The organism is Arthrobacter sp. ok909 (genome assembly GCF_900104405.1).
GTDB classification, from domain to species: domain Bacteria; phylum Actinomycetota; class Actinomycetes; order Actinomycetales; family Micrococcaceae; genus Arthrobacter; species Arthrobacter humicola.
Genome location: NZ_FNJS01000022.1, coordinates 36,491 through 52,170, shown reverse-complemented (window position 1 = coordinate 52,170; position 15,680 = coordinate 36,491). Strand labels below are relative to the sequence as shown.

Here is a 15,680-nt window from a genome sequence, read left to right as displayed (position 1 = left end):
TGCGCTGGCGGGGGACACCATGCTGAAGGCGACTTCTTTCCCACCAAACGCTAGTACCGGAGATCTCGATAACTCCTGGGGTTGACCGCATTGAGTCCGGCTAAAGTGCCGCTAGGAGGCCATAACACCCACACCGAGTACCGATTGCTAGTGATCAACGTCCCCTGTAGCAGGGTCGGATCCCGACAATCCAACATGGCGGCTGTCATTCGTGTACGTTCCGACGTGCCGACGCTCCGGTCCACATTGTCGAGACACCATCGGGACAACCCGGCCGCAAAGAACCTTGACCAAGGTAATTGCCTAAGACAATCAATCGGGAACTTAACTTATCGTCTGGAGTCCCATTCCTGCTTGCCCTGGCGAAGCACGACCGGGTTCGCACTCGACCCCGGGAGCCCCTTCTGAGTCCTAGGTTTGCGTAACGTCCGCTATCAGTTGCTTGTATCGGATGGCGAACCGCCAGCACACCATTTGCGCAGGTTCCCCGATAGTTGGGAATTCAGTTCTGACATTCGGGGACCAGTTCAGCTCTCGTGTGCGCCTGGAGGCTGCCAGGCTGTGAACTGGCCACCTTCAAGGTGTGTACATTGTGCACATTTTGGGCTTCGGTTTGGGTCGTATGTGGGCTCACCGCATTATGGAACGCAGGCATCCGTGTTCCGGACGAACTCTCGGTGGCCGGCTTCGACAACATTTTCACGACATCGCTGGCGCCGATCTCCATCACCACGGTCGATCAATCAGGCCTCGACATGGGCGCTGCGGCAGGACGCCTTCTGTTGGAGCGAATTGGTGGCCGAAGCGAGGCAGTGAATACCGTGGTGCGGCCAACATTGGTTGCGCGGAAGACACCGGCAGCGCCCCAGTTGACTGTGTCAACCTGATAGGCCCACCGGGCCCGGAGGGTACCCCGTTCGGATTTCAGTTTTAGGTAATAGGCTCTATCAGTTCTTGGCAGAGCCAGGTGAAGGTGCGCCGGGCTGACGTGCAGGGGAGTGGGGCCGGGCGTTTTGCCCATCTTCCATGTGACGCTTTCGATGCTGGCGGCACTGGGAGCGTCGGGACGGAAGTCTTGTCCGGCGGGCAGTCCGCAGTTCAGTGCTTTGCAGAGTGACTTGATTGCCAAGGGTAGGATGGTACTGATTTGGTACCATGGGTGTATGGCTATGAATCTGCGTGTTCCCGAAGACTTGGATCGGCGTCTAGATCAGCTCGCTGCCGAGGAGCATACATCCAAGTCTGCGTTGCTGCTCCAGGGTGCAGAGCTTGTGCTGCAGCGTCACAGGCGCAGCCGTGACATCGGCGAGGGCCTGGATTTCGTCATGAGCCATGATGCGGAGCTCCTCACCCGCCTTGAGGATGCGTGACCGCGTACCTCGAAATCGAAGATGCGCTGCAGGTGGTTGACCGGTACGGGTTCCATATCCGTGACATCGGGCTCTTGGCCTCGGCTTTGGCGCGGCCGGCAACAACGGTCTTGGGCACGGAAGCCTATCCGCAGCTGTCGATGAAGGCAGCAGCCCTGTTGGAGTCGGTGGCGCGGTTCCACCCGCTGATCGACGGTAACAAGCGCACGGCGTGGACGCTCATGGTTCTGATGCTCTGGATCAATGGCTACCGGCATGACTTCACCACTGATGCGGCATTTGATCTCGTCGTGGGGGTGGCCGCGGGCGATGTCTCACTTGAGATCAGCGCCGGGCTGATTGCCACGCATCTGGTCAGGCGCTAGCTAGACGCCGGGTTCGTGGGCTTGCCGGTTGGGTGGATTTCTGCCCACGTCATGTGAGTCTGTGCCGGTCGGGGTGATGAAATGACTAACAGGAGGTGGCGGCGGCCATGAAGATCCGGGAAGCTGGCCGCGAGGTTGGACCGGTGTGTGTCCCTTTTGTGGCGTCCCGACATTCTCGGAGTCTGAAGGCGCAGAAGTTCTTCCGGCTGAGCAAAATGCGTCATGACAAAGAAGAACCGCATCCCTCTGAAGTGGGATGCGGTGCGCTGGTGCAGTGCATTGGAACGATGAAATTCGCGTGTGTACATTGTCCACACTTTGGTCTTCGGACTGGGTCGTACTGGGGTCGGATCGGGCCGGATTCCGCATGTTTCCGGGGGATCCCAGTGTTTGCAGGGGCTGGAAACCGGTTCGAGTCCCACCTCGGGCACGTGTTTTCCCTCGTCAGAGGGGTTTTGCTTTAACGTGTGTACAAAGCTTGTGGTGGCGTCCCTCTGACGCTGGGTTCGCGGGCTTTGGCCTGGCTGCCGCGGTGGCCTGTTCAGGTGTGTGGGTGACGGGGCTCAGTGCCCTGGCTGGTGGGCGCTCCGCCTGCTCTGTGCTGGGGTTATGGGGTTCCTCGTTCCGGTTCTGTCGGGTTGGGCCCGGGGTGGCCTACACCTGTTCATGGTTCACCGTTACGGCAACAACATGACTGGGCGCGACACGGACGACTGGCTCTTCCTTGAGGCCCTTTTGTCGTTGGCGGGGTCGCCCCCGGATCTGTTTGTCCGGCCAAAGCGGGTGTGTACATTGTCCACACTTAAGTCTGCTTTTTGTCGTGGGCCAGATAGCCGGCGACCGACTGCGCGTACTTGGTTTCGTCGCCAGGTTTCGGCAGGTCAACGCGGAGTGTGGCCCCGGTCTGGTTTTCGGCCCGAGTGATGCAGACCAGACTTTCGCGGGGCCAAAACCCCGGGGTGTGGCCGATGACGCCGAGAACGTCGGCGGGGGTTTGGATGGTGAGCTTTTCCATGGTCCTTCTCCTTCTGCGGCTGGCGGGCCGAGTGTGCGCCCGTCGGATTTGGGCTTCGTTCTGATAGGGTAGCCGCCGCTGGGTTGGAGGGGCCGGAGTGCAACTTGGGGAACCGGGAGCGGCCCAAGACTTCGCGAGGAAGTAAGCGAAGGAGGAGCGCCGAACGAAATTTTGGGTCGTGAGCGGCGCGTAGCGCCCTGGTTGCGCGGAGGACCCGCCCAGCGATGATGGGGATCAGAATGACAAACAGCGAAGAAGCTTCTGCTCATTCATGGTTGCTTTTGGGCGCCACGGCATGACGCCATCGCCCCTCTCGGGCAGTGGGAGCCTATTCCGTTAGCTGTGCGCTGGAACAAGGCACGTCGCCAACGGCAGCCGTCTGGCAGATCCCTTCACTGGCCAGGACATCAAAAAAGAGCTGGCGAAACAGGGCGGCAAGGGAAAGACTCTGGAACGCGGAGGAGTCGAGCGCTGAGGGCGACCGAGTTCTCCTAAGAGGGTCAACGGGCTGATCGGCCTCTCCGCGGTATCGTCACTGACATCTGCAGGGGAGCAGGCCTCCCTGACCAAGCCGGCCCACCTGCCGATGCTGCCCCGAGGGACGGAGCTCTGGTCAGAGCGCACATTAGCGGATAGCCTCGTCTCGGATTAGGCGGCGGCACGTCCCGACAGAACAGGGTTTTGCAGATGATCGAGTATCAGCGCTCACAGGACGAAACGAAGATTGCCTACGAACGGTCCGGCGACGGGCCCGCGCTGATCATCATTGGCGGAGCCCTGAACAACCGCTACTCCGCGGGCCCGCTCGTGCCTCTGCTCTCGGCGCATTTCACGGTTTATACATACGACCGGCGCGGCCGTGGCGACAGCACGGACACATCCCCGTATAGCCCCGACCGCGAAGTCGAGGATCTGGAAGCCCTGATCAATGCGGCCGGGGGAAGGGCCTACGCCTATGGCCACTCGTCCGGTGCCATTCTGGCTTTGGAGGCGGCAGCCGCCGGAGCTCCCATCACCAAGCTCGTGGCCTACGAACCGCCGTACCTGACCCAGAGCCCCGACGCCGAGCCCTGGACGGTTTTTCGGGACCGGGTGCAGGCGGCACTGGACGTCGGCGACCGCGCAGCCGCCGTCGAGATGTTCATCCGCCACACCGGCGCCGGCTTCGACGAACGTATCAAGGACCAGCCGTGGTGGCCTGGGCTCATTGGCGTGGCCCATACCCTCCCCTACGACCTTACGGTGACCGGAGACGGCATCGTCCCGGCAGATCGCCTGGCGAAAGTCAGTGCCCCGACGCTGGCTATATACGGTGGGGCGAGCCTTCCGTGGGCGCGGGCATCGATCGAAGGGGTCGCAGCAGCCATCCCGAATGCCACCCAGGAACGTCTGGAAGGCCAGGATCACGGTGTGGCGCCCGACGTCGTGGCCCCGGCTCTGATTCGATTCTTCAGTTAGAGCGGGCACACCTTTCCCCAAATTCGCCAGGCGACACAGGTGGTGGTTTTTGCCTCGTTGGCATAGGTCACCACCACTTGTCCCGCTGCCGCCCGGATGGACATCGATGAAAGCCTGACGTTGACCCTTCGCTGCGCCTGAAAATCCTCAGGTCGCGCTGGGAACTGGCGGGTGCGGTCCGCGCGATGCTCAGTGCGGGATATTCAGGCGGAATCCTGAAGACATGGACCCGGGTCTAAGGCGTCACGTTGGAAGACCGCCGGATGCAACTGAAGTCGGGCCCGATTTGGGTCAGCGCGATAGGAACCCGCTGCGCTGCCTTCGGGCAGATCAGAAGTGTCAGGCTGTGCTCTAAGTTGCTCGAGTCAGTGTCAGAGAAAGCAGAATCTAGGCCTAGCCTGACAGCCCGGAGTGGCCCACCTGACGTCAGGTTGGGGTGTAGTTCAAACAGACGGAGCCGGAGGAGAATGCCCCGCGCAACGGCTGCGGCAGTAACTGCCTATCGCTAATGGAAGATGCTTGCGGCCCGTCGTGAGCTAGTTGATGGCGGTGTATTCGTGGCGGGAAGTACTAGCCTTGCGGTATCGAAGTTCTGTTCGAGATGTTCTAACGGTGTTGTGCCTGGGCTGGGGCAGGACTACGGGTGACCGGTGCAGTAACCAGGCCGGGGGTAGGTTATTGGACGTACCTGAACGCGCTCCACTTCGGGGTGATGACTTTGCAGCCTGCTACGTGGCGGGCTCCGAAACTGGGAAGTGCGTTGCGGCCGGACTTGCGAAAGAACGCTTTGCCTCCGCAGGCGATGCATATCAGATGGGGCCGTCGGCCTCGGATTTCAGATTTTCCAAGAGCGCTGAATTCTTCGATTTTCCATTCTCTTTTATCGGTCAGGCATAGAACCAATCTCACGGCCCGCTGCTCCTTCATTACTGCGCGTCTGGCCAAACGTCGGTACTTCCTTGCCGCCCGCGGAACCGTTCCAGCTGCCTTGAGGGTTTTCGGAGTGCGGGCTCTCTTGCTCTCGCAGTTGCCTAGGGCAGTGCCTTTCGATCAACAGCGTTAGCCGCGCCGTGCGGGCCGGCGTCCTCGCTGAGTTCGGCGTGCACAGCACGAGGGATGCCGCCGGGAATTCATCAGTCGATGGCATGATTCCGCCATTGACGTCCTGTGGATGCTGCTTAGGCGGCTATCCGGTCAGTGGATCGGCTTCGGGGCCGGCGTTTTGGGCAAGCTTAATTGGAATGGAGTAACCCAAGTGCCTATGACATAGCACTGTGCAAGTGGACGCTTCTTGGCCATGGGCAAGGCCTACCGAGACGACGTCGTTTCCATCTGGAAAGGGCTGCTGCATCGTGGTTCGAGTGGCAGGATGCAGGAATGCCCTCGACCGGGGCCTGTCGAGGGCATCCCCAAAAATGGGGGGCGTTAGGCGGTCGGAAGAGCGGCAGTGCCGGGAGGACACTCGTAGGCTTCCGGCCCGATGACGGGACAGCCGAGCGGGACCGCCCCTAAGCGCAACGGTGCTCTGCCCGCCACCGCGGGCCAGGGCAAATGCCTGGGTATGGCGTCTCCGGTGGTGAGCGCTGCGGTGGCGGGGCTGCCGCTGTTCCGGGGCGACGGCTACGCCACTTCCCGGGGTGCCGGTACGGATCGGGTGTCAGGATTTAGAGCTGGGACGACCAGGAATATGGCTAAGAATAGACTTGGAGAAGCCACCATCAACGCAGATGTCTTGGCCGGTGACGTAACCCGATAGCGGGCCTATAAGAAATTCGATCACGTTCGCTATGTCCATGGGATCTCCAATTCTTGCCAAAGGAATAATATCTTCCCTTGCCTTCTTGATTTGGGGATCGGCATACATCTTTTCAGTCATCCGTGTATGGGTCATACCTGGGGATACCACATTTACACGAATTCCGTCAGGTGCCCATTCCAGCGCGAGTGTTTGGGCCAGCATCGTCAATGCGGCCTTGCTGGGGCTGTAAGCGCCTGATCCGGCATGTGGTAGCTGGCCAGACATTGAAGAGGTAAAACAGGCGGAGCCGCGGCTCTTCCTCAAGTGCGGGTAGCTTGCTTTGGCAAGAAGCCAGGCGCCACGAAGGTTGACGGAGAACATGCTGTCCCAGTCCTCAAGGGACAGGTCACAGATGGCACCGGGGCTGGCGATTCCGGCGTTCGCTACCAACGCGTCCAGGCCACCGAATTCGGCTACCGCAGCTCCTACCAGTTGACTTGGCACGTCGGGGTCACCGAGGTCGCCCGCCAATGCGATGGCGGTACCTCCCATTGACTGGATGGAACGAACAACTTGCTCTTGACTGCTGTTCGTTTCGTATCCTGCCACGGCAATCATCGGGTGGACGCCCCGAGCCAGAGCCGCCTCTGCGATTCTTACGCAGGCGGACGCTCCTATGCCGCTGGTTCCGCCACTAACCAAAGCTCTCATCGTACGCATTCCTTTTAATAGGGGTTCACATAAAAATCATTTTGACTACCAAAATATGATAGAAAATCATGGACCGTAAAACCGGTTGACTTTGCAAGTCCATTCACCATTTAGGCAGATTTCAGTATTTCTTAATATAACATCGACTGACGGTCCGCGATCTCGAATGCTGGGCTAACTTCCCAGTTCCCATCCTTGATTTTTGAGATCCTGCATCGCCTTCTTGAATTCCTGCACGGGGTTCTCTTCGCGAATGATCTCAAGAGCAACATTGTTAACTCCACAGGTTGCTTTCACGGCATTGCCTAATCCATTCCAGTCGATCACTCCAGTGCCGATTGGATCGTGGCCCCAGGTTTCCGTGCCCGTATCAGAAATATGCACGAGTCCAATTGATTCGTGGTTGGAGAGCAAACTCTCTACGGGATCCTCTCCTATGTAGGCAGCGTTGGCGACGTCGTACACGATCTTGACTGCATCGTCGTTAATAGTGCTTACGACCCCTGCCAGGTCCTCAATGGTAGGGGTGAAGCAGTAGGGGGTGTTTTCGAAGAGCAGTCGTGTGCCAGCCTGTTTGGCCAACGGAATTAGAGTCTCCAGACTCTCGTACATCCACCCATAAACATTTTCGAGTGGAGGAGAAATCATCGGACGCCTTGTACCGGGGGATATGACAACCTCGGGGACTCCCCAAGCTTCAGCCAGGTCAATCACCGCTTTGATGTGCTCGACACTCTTGCGGCGCATATTAGCGCCTGGGCTCGCCAGATTGATGTCATATCCGCCGGCATTAAGCGACCTGATTTTCGCACCGTACTCAGTCAGTCGGGCATAAATTGCTGAGCGCTCCGCGGCGGTTAAATCGTCAGGCCAACAATGTGGAGAGCTGACCGGAACTTCAAAAGTCTCATATCCGTTGACCACCAACTCGGCAATCGCATCAATTGCCGAAGCTGACCAAAGATAGGAAAAGGTGTTGATAATCATCTGGAACGTCTCTCAGTTCTGTGCCAATGGAGAAAACTTGCATCGTTTATAAGGCAAGGTGGATTTCAATCCTGCATGCTGGGGCAAAATCCCCCCTTGCGGGCCAGGCGGCTCGAGAAGACCCGGGGCAGACACGCCCCTTCTTGCCCGGTCGAGCCGCCGTGGCTTCCTAAGGACAAGCGTGCCTACTGGGAACGCTTCGCCTCGTCGATGGCCGACGAAGTGCTCAAGACCAGGTGCTCGCCCTCCAGTACCTCGGGGTCGATCGGAGCGACGGTGACACGGCCGGTCCGGCTGCCGGTCTCCGGCAGCGTGAAGTAGACGATGAGGCAGAGGGCGACAATGGCGATCATGTAGACCGCGACAAGCATCGGCTGTCCGGCGGCGACGAATGCGGCGGCGATCAGGGGCGCGGTACCACCGAAGACGGCAATCACGATCTGGTGTGCGAACCCGATGCCCGATACACGGACGGATGCCGGGAACAGTTCGGCCTGGATCGTCGGGTACACCGCCTGCCAGATACCCAGAACCACCCACCCGGACGCCGATACCAGAACGTAAACACCGAAGCCCGGCTGGTTCAGCAGCAGGAGCATGGGGTAGAAGAGGACGATCATGCCGATGGCACCGATGATGGGGAAGATTTTGCGCCGGCCGAGTCGATCAGAGAGCGCGCCGCAGACCGGCACGATGACAACGAGCAAGGCCAGCCCGATAACGTTTCCGGCCAGGGTGGAGGCCAGGTCCCGTCCGGTGGTCAGCTTGGCGTAGGTGGGAAGGAAGGTGGCCCAGGTGTAGTAGGCCACGGCCGGGGCAGAGAGGGCTGCTGCCTGCAGCAGCGCCTTCGGGTGTTCGCGAAGCAGGTCTCCCAGGCGGGCCGCGGCGGACTTGTGATCGACGAGGGCGCTTGCCTCAAACTCAGGAGTCTCGTCCGAGCGGACCCGCATGACAAGGCCGACAATGCCGAGGACGCCACCTACGAGGAACGGGATGCGCCAGCCCCAGGCGGCGAGGTCGGCCGGAGCAAAGGATGCCGTCACCATTGCTGCGGCGGCGGTCGCAGCAAGGGTCGCGAAGCCGCTTGCCATGTTGGTGAACGAACCGAACAGGCCCCTGCGGTTCGCGGGAGCGTGTTCAACCATGAATGCGATGGCGCTCTGTCCCTCACTGCCGGCCGAGATTCCCTGGAGGATGCGTGCAACCAGAAAGAGAACGGGCGCTGCGTAGCCGATGGTCGCAAATGACGGTGTGAGGGCGATGATCAGCGCACCGAGCGCCATGCCGGAGATGGACAGCGTCAGGATCAGCCGTCGTCCGAAGCGGTCGGCCAGTGGAGAGATGATGATGCCGCTGAGCGGGCGTACAACAAACCCGAGGGCGTAGGTGAGCAGTGCTGCGATAAGGGAGGCAAACGGGGAATCGCTTGGAAATATCTGTGCTGAGAACACCGCTGCCAGCAGCCCGTAAACGTACCAGTCGTACCACTCCACGAAGTGGCCGATCGTACCTGCCACCATGTTGATGCGGCGGTGAGGGCGCTCGGACACTTCGGAAAGCTCCGAAAGATCCGGGCTGCCGACGGCTTGTTTTGAGGTCTTCATTGAACTCTCCATATTTTCACGTTTGCTGGGGAGGGGGTATACGTGTGCGGACCCTGGCCGCCTGCACCTTGTCGAAGGTGTCCCTGACGGCCAAGAGCATAGGGGCCGGGCCATTGCTGCAGGCCCTCGCATGAGATCGGTTGCAGTAATGTCATCACTGAGATCGGTTGCTGAGATCGGTTGCAGGTAACGATACGGAGTGTGGGGGGCTCTGTCAACGATCTTTTCCGGGTGGGGATGCATGTATCGGTTGGTGCCGGCAGCCTGATAAGGAGGAGCGGCCGCCGGCTGGTGAGTACGACGTCGGAGGTGTGGACCGGCCCGTCCCTGACGGGCAGGGGAGATCAGCTGCCGAGGCGGGAACCTCGCAGAGGTGCTTTGGCAACCTTGCGGCGCCGCGGTATCACGCTGCAGCGAAACGTGCCGCCTGCAGCCGCCGCGCAGGACCTGCCCTCAGGGTGGTGCGGAAGGCAACCGGGTCGCACGTCCTGGGCTAAGGCGTCATCCTTCGGTTGGCAGGGACTTCTCATTGTTGAGATCAAGGAAACGGACCCCCGACCAGGCGCAGTCCAAGCTGCCATGCGCTGCCCAGTACTCATCCCAATGAGCAAGTTTCCACCGGTCCCTCTCCAGGCCCCGCCGGGTGAGTCGTTCTCGGAGAAGGGTTTGGGGGACGTGTACCCGCACAACGATGATCTCCGAGGGAGGCCAGTGGAATTCTTCCGCGGCGCGCGTCAGGTAGTCCGGTACGGCGAAGTATGCACCGAAGGGTGCATCGAGCACGACCGATCGTCCCAGCCGCAGATTCGCTCCGGCGACATCCATGAGCGTCTCGTACTCCAGGGGCAGAACATTCTCCCGGTAAAACCCGTTGGATTCCCGGTCGCTGGGGTCGTGTCCGGCCGCCTTCAGAGCGAACTCGACAAACCGGCCACAGATCCGGTCCTTGTCCAGATAGGCCGCGTCATGCTCCTGCGCTGTTTGCTGGGCGATAGTCGTCTTTCCGGATCCGGCAGGGCCGATGACAATGAAGACTTTCGGGGTTGTCATTGGCGGGCCTTTGCCACTGCTGAAAGGAACTCTGAGGCGGCCCGGGTGACGCGGGAGAAGTCGCCGTCCGGCTGCCATGCTTTTGTCACGGCGCTGCCGACGCCCACGCAGGCGACGCCGGCGGCGAACCATTCGGCGACATTCCCGGGGGTTACCCCGCCTGCCGGCATGACGGGCAGGTGTGCCAGGGGGGCGAGGACCGATTTTGCGTAGGGGATGCCGCCGGCTTCGGTGGGGAAGAGCTTGAGGATGTCAGCGCCGGCTTCGGCGGACTCAACAAGCTCCGTCGGGGTGTACGCGCCGCTGATTGTCGGCACCTGGTACCGGTTGGCCATCCGGATCATCGCGGGGTTCAGCTGGGGACTGACCAGGAACTCGGCGCCGGCGCGGATGCACTCGTAGGCTGAGTGCTCGTCCAGAACCGTTCCGGCTCCGACCGCGACTCCATTGGGCCCATGCTTGGCGGAAAGTTGGCGGATGACGTCCACGGCGCCCGGGATCGAGAGCGTGATTTCCAGGGCCCGGAAACCTCCGGCGATCGCCGCTTCCGCCACCTGTTCCGCGAGCTCTGCGCTTTCCAGGCGCACGATGAGGACGGCGCCGGACTGGTCGATGGTCTCGAGGGTGCGAAGTTTTTTGTACATTGCTGGCCTTTCTTCTGGCCCAGCCGGTCGGCTCATTCCGGAGCGTCCCTGGGCCGCTGTTGAAGTGTCGTTGACAAACTCTCCCACCATCCATAGTGTTATTGCAACCGATCTCAGCAATCGATCTCACAATGGGTCGATTCTGGATCTCAGACTTAGCAAAGGGGCTGGCAGGGTGAGCAAAACCCGCGCGATCATTCTTGGTGCTTCGCACTGGCACGTCCCGCTCTGTGCGCGGGCCATTGCCGAAGAGCACGAGGTGATTGGAGTCGGTGACGACGACGTATCCCGCGTGCAGGTGCAGGAGCTGGCCGAAGGCTGGGGGGCGCCGCTTGAAGCCGACTGGCGCAAGCTGGTTGACCTCCCCGAGGTCGGACTCGCATATGTCTTCGGTCCCCATGACGGTATGGCCGAAAAGTGTCTGGCCCTGATCGAGCGCGGTATTCCGTTCGTCGTGGAAAAGCCGTTGGGCACTTCCCTTGACGAGCTTTCCGCAGTGCGTCGGGCCGCCGAAGCAGCTGGTGTGCCTGCCACCGTCCCCCTGGTCCAGCGCGGCGGACCCACAGAGCAATGGCTTGCCAAGGCGGGCCGGCCCACCTACCAGCGGACATCATTCATAGCGGGTCCACCATCCCGGTATCTCGACAATGCCAATCCCTGGATGCTCGATCCGGTCAAGGCGGGCGGGGGTTGCCTGGCCAATCTGGGCCCACATTTTGTCGATCTGTTCCTTCGCGGCAGCGGTGAGTCAGCAGCGCATGTGGACTCCCGGCTCGCCTCGGTTCTTCACAACCAGGCTGTTGAGGATCACGCCAGCCTCATCATCACAACCCCGGAAGGACGCGAAGCCATTGTGGAGGTTGGCTACGCCTTCCCTGGCTCGCCGCTTAAGCGCTACTGCAGCTTTACCTCGGTCGGTGAGGCAGGATTCGCCTCCGTTGATTCGGACGGCACAGCTACGTTCACGGCGCTGGACGGCACCACGGAGGTCGACACGATCAATGTCGATAGCGACCCTCTTTACGATCTGTTCGTACGACGCGTCGCCCGGACGCTGGAAGATGCATTCCGGGGCCTGCCAACACTGGCCCAGCTTGAAGATGCGATGCGCCCGATTTGGCAGGCATATGACGACCACGGAGGAAGAGAAGATGGCCGACCTTAGTATTGACGTTGTCGCGAAGGCGGCCGGCGTCCACCGCTCTACGGTTTCCCGGGCATTCTCCCGGCCGGAGGCGGTGAAAAGTGAAACCCGGGAGCATATTCTCCGTGTCGCCGAGGGGCTCGGCTACACGATGAGTCCACTCGCCCAGGCTCTTCGGACCAAGACCAGCACGTTCGTCCCGCTGATCGTGCCTGACATCACCAACCCGTTCTTTGCAGAACTTGCCAAGACCATGACGCAGGCCGCTGATGACCGCGGCTACCAGCTGCTGCTGTGTGTCACGAACGGGGACTCTGCCAAGACCGAGGGGTACTTCACCGCGATGCAGGCCATGTACGCCCCTTTCGGAATCGTCGCGCCCTCGACGAAAGTCGATACCGAGGCCCTCAAGCGCTTCGATTTTGGCCACCGGGTGGTAGTGATCGACCGCGTGGAAGGCGACTCCTCGGTTCCAACGGTCACCGTCGACAGCCGCCGCGGAATCGTCCTCGCCCTGGAGCACCTGCGTTCCCTGGGGCACACCTCGATCGGCTACGTTTCCGGTATCTCCGGGACCCACACCGCGCAGGACCGGATGGACGCGTATCTGGAGCTGTCAGCGGAAGGCGGCAGCACGCCCCTTGTCCTCGACAGCGGCTCCGATCCGGACGCAGGGGCGCGCGCGGCAAAGCACTTTCTTGAGATGGAAAATCCCCCGACGGCGATTATCGCCGCCAATGACATGGTCGCCTTCGCGGTGATCTCGGCCCTTGGCCAAAGCGGTATTCGCGTGCCGGAGGACGTATCGGTCATGGGCTTTGACGGCCTGGCATTGGGCGCCCGGTTCAACCCTCCCCTGACCACAGTGCGGCAGCCGATCGCCGACATGGGAAACATCGCGATCGAGCTGGCAGAAAAGCAGAACCTGAACGGATCGGTAGACCACGTCGTTCTGGAACCTGAACTTCTGGTGCGCGCCTCCACCTCAGGGCCGCGCTCAGGGCCGCGCAAATGACCGGGGCCAACGCAAGGACGCTGCGCCGGCTGCCCGGGCTCCGGCACACCGACCACGTCGGTCTGACAGTTCCGAACCTCGAGGACGCCATCAGGTTCTTCGTCGAGGTCCTCGGCGCCGAGGAGCTGTACCGCTCCGACCGCGGACCGGACCCGGAGTTCATGCCCACGAACTTCGATGTCCCTGCTGATGCCCGGCTCACCCTCGCCATGCTGCGGCTGCCTCCGAACCTGAACATCGAGCTTTTCGAATGGAGCAGCGCCGAACGGCGGGAAACCCCGCCACGGCATTGCGACGCAGGCGGGCACCACCTGTGCTTCGTTGTGGACGACGTGGACGAAGCGGTCGCCGTGCTGCAGGGAACCCCGGGAGTGCGCGTGCTCGGGGAGCGCAAGGAAGTCGCCGGCGACAGCCCCCGCGTGGCCGGCAACCGCTGGACCTACTTCATGACCCCGTGGGGGCTGCTGATGGAAATCGTCGACCGATCCCGCGTCGCAGCCCCACCACGGCTGGTCGGTCCCGCGGACTGGGCAGCAACTCAAAACACTTTCAGGAAGGACATTTAGAATGCGACTGGCAGGCCACACACTAGGCACTCCGAACCATACGGTCCCCCAGGCAATCAGGCTTTTTCGGGCCGCAGGGCTCGATGCCGCAGAAGTCATCTACCAGGATGGCTACACCTCGGGCCTCCCCCAGGGGGACCGGCGCGCCGCCCTGGAGGCATTGAGGGCGGCCGAGGGCGAGGGCCTGCCCATCATTGGCCTTACGCCCTACACCACGGCCATCAACGCCCTGGACGAGAGTGAATGGCGGGGGGGAGTGGATGAATTCCGTGGCGCGATTGAGACCGCGCATCTGCTCGGGGCCGACCGGGTGCGCGTGTACGCGGGATCCTGGCATCCGGGCGACACCGATCATGCCGGGCGATGGGCGAGACTGCGGGAGGCCCTGCAGACCCTGGCACCTGAGGCGGAACAGGCCGGCGTGCGTCTGTGCGTGGAGAACCATTTCGGCACCATGACCCAGACGGCGGCAGAAACCGCCGCTCTCGTCCGGGAGGTTGCGCACCCGGCCGTTCGTGTTCTCTACGACCAGGCCAACCTCACTTTCACCCATGACGAATCGTTCGAGGAGGCCTTTGCTGTCCAGGGGGACCTGATCGGTCACGTCCATGTGAAGGACCTCGTGTTCACCGACCCCTCCGCGGCCTTCCGCGCCACGGAAACAGCCCGGGTCGACGCGTCCGAGCGCTCGGTACGGTCACGGGTCATCGGCACCGGCGTCCTTCCCTGGCCCCAGATCCTCGCGGCGCTGCTGCGCCACGGCTACGACGACCTGCTGAGCATCGAGTACGAGTACCGCTGGCACCCGCAAGACCTCCCAACCCCCGAGGACGGATTCCGGGAATCCGCGGCCGCACTGCGCGGAATGCTCACTGAACTCGCAGAAATGGAGAACGCCCGATGAGCGGGCAGCGCCTCCGCGTCGGCGTCATCGGCGCGGGGAATATCGCCACCATCGCCCAACTGCCCACACTCGTCCAGCGCGATGATGTCGACTTGGCAGCCCTGGTATCCCGGCGCGAGGACCCGGGAAACCTGGTCCGGCGCTGGGGTTTCGGCGCCGCCTACCGGTCAGTGGAGGAGATGCTGGATGCTCGGGATCTGGACGCAGTCTTCGTCCTCACACCCCGGTCCGAACACGCCCACGCGGTCCAGCTGTGCCTTAACAATGACGTCGACGTGTTCTGCGAAAAACCCCTTGCCCCGGCCACGGAAGAAGCCGAGCGTTTGGCGGACCTCGCCGACGATCGCGGCCGCATCCTAATGGTCGACTTCAACCGCCGCTACGCACCCGTCTACACCGCCGGCCGCGAGGCGTTCGGCGCGAAAGGCGCTACCTTCTGCGTCGCCCAAAAGAACCGCCCCGGATCGGAATACCGCGCAACGTTCGAGAACGCCATCCACATGGTCGACCTGCTCCGCTGGTACTGCGGCGGCGAACCCGTGGACGTGGCCGCCCACGCAGCCGGTAACGATCCCTGGGAAGAAGACGGCACCGCAGCCATCATCCGCTTCAGCACCGGCAACACCGGGGTACTCCTGGCGGCCCGAACCGCAGGCGCCTGGAACGAAAAACTCGACGCCTACGGCGACGGCAAGACCGTAGAGGTCAGGGCACCCGAAACAGTATCGACCACCGTCAAGGGAGTCACCACATCGCGCGAGCTCAGCTCCGAAGCCTACGGCTGGGCAACAGCGACCGACACACTCGGATTCTCCGCCGCCGTCCACCACTTCCTCGACCGCGTCGCAGACAGGGCACAGCCGCTCACGTCCGGTCGCGAAGCCGTCCACACCCAGCGCCTGCTCGACCGGATCCTCGCCTCCTCCGGACTGCCCACAGAAGAACAAGAAGGCCGGCAATGGGCAAGCCACGCCACCAGCGACAACAGCTAAACAGCACGGGCACGTGCTCCACCCCGGACTGGGATGGCAGACAACCCAGGCTTCAACAGCGCAGCAGCAGGGCGCGGAGCGACGCCCGCTAAAGCTGCCGCGGCCCCGCAGCGAGGG

General features: G+C 61.9%; 15 protein-coding genes. 9 read left to right on the top strand and 6 right to left on the bottom strand.

The annotated features are described in order from the left end of the window. The first annotated feature begins 536 nt into the window (after positions 1 to 536). From BLR03_RS24975 to BLR03_RS16455, 3 genes are all read left to right on the top strand, one after another. Positions 537 to 887 (top strand): substrate-binding domain-containing protein, encoded by a 351-nt coding sequence (locus BLR03_RS24975; protein ID WP_091254726.1) that lies wholly within the window; start codon positions 537 to 539, stop codon positions 885 to 887. 153 nt (positions 888 to 1,040) lie between these two features. Next, the gene (locus BLR03_RS25350) at positions 1,041 to 1,370 is read left to right on the top strand and encodes a ribbon-helix-helix protein, CopG family (RefSeq protein ID WP_368086980.1); all 330 of its coding nucleotides are present in this window, start codon (positions 1,041 to 1,043) and stop codon (positions 1,368 to 1,370) included. Then, complete coding sequence (locus BLR03_RS16455; protein ID WP_091254723.1) at positions 1,367 to 1,735, top strand: type II toxin-antitoxin system death-on-curing family toxin; 369 nt, start codon at positions 1,367 to 1,369, stop codon at positions 1,733 to 1,735. The genes BLR03_RS25350 and BLR03_RS16455 overlap by 4 nt, the downstream gene beginning before the upstream one ends. Positions 1,736 to 2,537: 802 nt before the next feature. Here the strand turns inward: BLR03_RS16455 and BLR03_RS16450 are convergent. Further along, positions 2,538 to 2,750, bottom strand: coding sequence for a DUF4192 family protein (locus tag BLR03_RS16450; protein ID WP_091254721.1), 213 nt, complete (start codon positions 2,748 to 2,750; stop codon positions 2,538 to 2,540). 687 nt (positions 2,751 to 3,437) lie between these two features. Here BLR03_RS16450 and BLR03_RS16445 point away from each other — a divergent pair. Then, the gene (locus BLR03_RS16445; RefSeq protein ID WP_175460592.1) at positions 3,438 to 4,208 is read left to right on the top strand and encodes an alpha/beta fold hydrolase; all 771 of its coding nucleotides are present in this window, start codon (positions 3,438 to 3,440) and stop codon (positions 4,206 to 4,208) included. A 1,657-nt stretch (positions 4,209 to 5,865) separates the two neighbouring features. Here the strand turns inward: BLR03_RS16445 and BLR03_RS16440 are convergent. The 5 genes from BLR03_RS16440 to BLR03_RS16420 form a co-directional block, all read right to left on the bottom strand. Then, entirely contained in the window at positions 5,866 to 6,657 is a 792-nt protein-coding gene (locus tag BLR03_RS16440; RefSeq protein WP_091254719.1) for an SDR family NAD(P)-dependent oxidoreductase, read from the bottom strand. 174 nt (positions 6,658 to 6,831) lie between these two features. Then, on the bottom strand, positions 6,832 to 7,644 hold the full coding sequence (locus BLR03_RS16435) for a sugar phosphate isomerase/epimerase family protein (protein WP_091254717.1): 813 nt from the start codon (positions 7,642 to 7,644) through the stop codon (positions 6,832 to 6,834). A gap of 185 nt (positions 7,645 to 7,829) precedes the next feature. After that, positions 7,830 to 9,248, bottom strand: a complete 1,419-nt coding sequence (locus BLR03_RS16430) for an MFS transporter (protein WP_091254715.1) — start codon at positions 9,246 to 9,248, stop codon at positions 7,830 to 7,832. Between the two features lie 501 nt (positions 9,249 to 9,749). After that, entirely contained in the window at positions 9,750 to 10,298 is a 549-nt protein-coding gene (locus BLR03_RS16425; RefSeq protein ID WP_091254713.1) for a P-loop nucleotide/nucleoside kinase family protein, read from the bottom strand. After that, positions 10,295 to 10,942 (bottom strand): bifunctional 4-hydroxy-2-oxoglutarate aldolase/2-dehydro-3-deoxy-phosphogluconate aldolase, encoded by a 648-nt coding sequence (locus BLR03_RS16420; protein ID WP_091254711.1) that lies wholly within the window; start codon positions 10,940 to 10,942, stop codon positions 10,295 to 10,297. The genes BLR03_RS16425 and BLR03_RS16420 overlap by 4 nt, the downstream gene beginning before the upstream one ends. A gap of 175 nt (positions 10,943 to 11,117) precedes the next feature. Between BLR03_RS16420 and BLR03_RS16415 the strand changes: the two genes are divergently transcribed. Genes BLR03_RS16415 through BLR03_RS16395 form a run of 5 tightly spaced genes read left to right on the top strand, consistent with a single transcriptional unit; the run spans position 11,118 to position 15,563 of the window. Beyond that, positions 11,118 to 12,107 (top strand): Gfo/Idh/MocA family protein, encoded by a 990-nt coding sequence (locus BLR03_RS16415; protein ID WP_091254709.1) that lies wholly within the window; start codon positions 11,118 to 11,120, stop codon positions 12,105 to 12,107. Continuing rightward, positions 12,094 to 13,101 carry a LacI family DNA-binding transcriptional regulator gene (locus BLR03_RS16410; protein ID WP_091254706.1) on the top strand — a complete coding sequence of 336 codons (1,008 nt, stop codon included), beginning with the start codon at positions 12,094 to 12,096 and terminating at the stop codon, positions 13,099 to 13,101. Before BLR03_RS16415 ends, BLR03_RS16410 begins: the two co-directional genes overlap by 14 nt. Continuing rightward, complete coding sequence (locus tag BLR03_RS16405) at positions 13,098 to 13,667, top strand: VOC family protein (protein ID WP_091254704.1); 570 nt, start codon at positions 13,098 to 13,100, stop codon at positions 13,665 to 13,667. Before BLR03_RS16410 ends, BLR03_RS16405 begins: the two co-directional genes overlap by 4 nt. A 1-nt stretch (position 13,668) precedes the next feature. Then, a complete protein-coding gene (locus BLR03_RS16400) occupies positions 13,669 to 14,571 on the top strand; it encodes a sugar phosphate isomerase/epimerase family protein (RefSeq protein ID WP_091254701.1) in 903 nt (300 codons plus the stop codon). Continuing rightward, the gene (locus BLR03_RS16395) at positions 14,568 to 15,563 is read left to right on the top strand and encodes a Gfo/Idh/MocA family protein (RefSeq protein ID WP_091254698.1); all 996 of its coding nucleotides are present in this window, start codon (positions 14,568 to 14,570) and stop codon (positions 15,561 to 15,563) included. Before BLR03_RS16400 ends, BLR03_RS16395 begins: the two co-directional genes overlap by 4 nt. Positions 15,564 to 15,680: the final 117 nt, after the last annotated feature.

What these genes read in the sequence shown, in the direction of transcription:
- BLR03_RS25350 (WP_368086980.1), top strand. Translation starts at nt 1,041, where the DNA reads ATGCTGGCGGCACTGGGAGCGTCGGGACGGAAGTCTTGTCCGGCGGGC.
- BLR03_RS16450 (WP_091254721.1), bottom strand. Translation starts at nt 2,750, where the DNA reads ATGGAAAAGCTCACCATCCAAACCCCCGCCGACGTTCTCGGCGTCATC.
- BLR03_RS16445 (WP_175460592.1), top strand. Translation starts at nt 3,438, where the DNA reads ATGATCGAGTATCAGCGCTCACAGGACGAAACGAAGATTGCCTACGAA.
- BLR03_RS16440 (WP_091254719.1), bottom strand. Translation starts at nt 6,657, where the DNA reads ATGAGAGCTTTGGTTAGTGGCGGAACCAGCGGCATAGGAGCGTCCGCC.
- BLR03_RS16435 (WP_091254717.1), bottom strand. Translation starts at nt 7,644, where the DNA reads ATGATTATCAACACCTTTTCCTATCTTTGGTCAGCTTCGGCAATTGAT.
- BLR03_RS16430 (WP_091254715.1), bottom strand. Translation starts at nt 9,248, where the DNA reads ATGAAGACCTCAAAACAAGCCGTCGGCAGCCCGGATCTTTCGGAGCTT.
- BLR03_RS16425 (WP_091254713.1), bottom strand. Translation starts at nt 10,298, where the DNA reads ATGACAACCCCGAAAGTCTTCATTGTCATCGGCCCTGCCGGATCCGGA.
- BLR03_RS16420 (WP_091254711.1), bottom strand. Translation starts at nt 10,942, where the DNA reads ATGTACAAAAAACTTCGCACCCTCGAGACCATCGACCAGTCCGGCGCC.
- BLR03_RS16410 (WP_091254706.1), top strand. Translation starts at nt 12,094, where the DNA reads ATGGCCGACCTTAGTATTGACGTTGTCGCGAAGGCGGCCGGCGTCCAC.
- BLR03_RS16405 (WP_091254704.1), top strand. Translation starts at nt 13,098, where the DNA reads ATGACCGGGGCCAACGCAAGGACGCTGCGCCGGCTGCCCGGGCTCCGG.
- BLR03_RS16400 (WP_091254701.1), top strand. Translation starts at nt 13,669, where the DNA reads ATGCGACTGGCAGGCCACACACTAGGCACTCCGAACCATACGGTCCCC.
- BLR03_RS16395 (WP_091254698.1), top strand. Translation starts at nt 14,568, where the DNA reads ATGAGCGGGCAGCGCCTCCGCGTCGGCGTCATCGGCGCGGGGAATATC.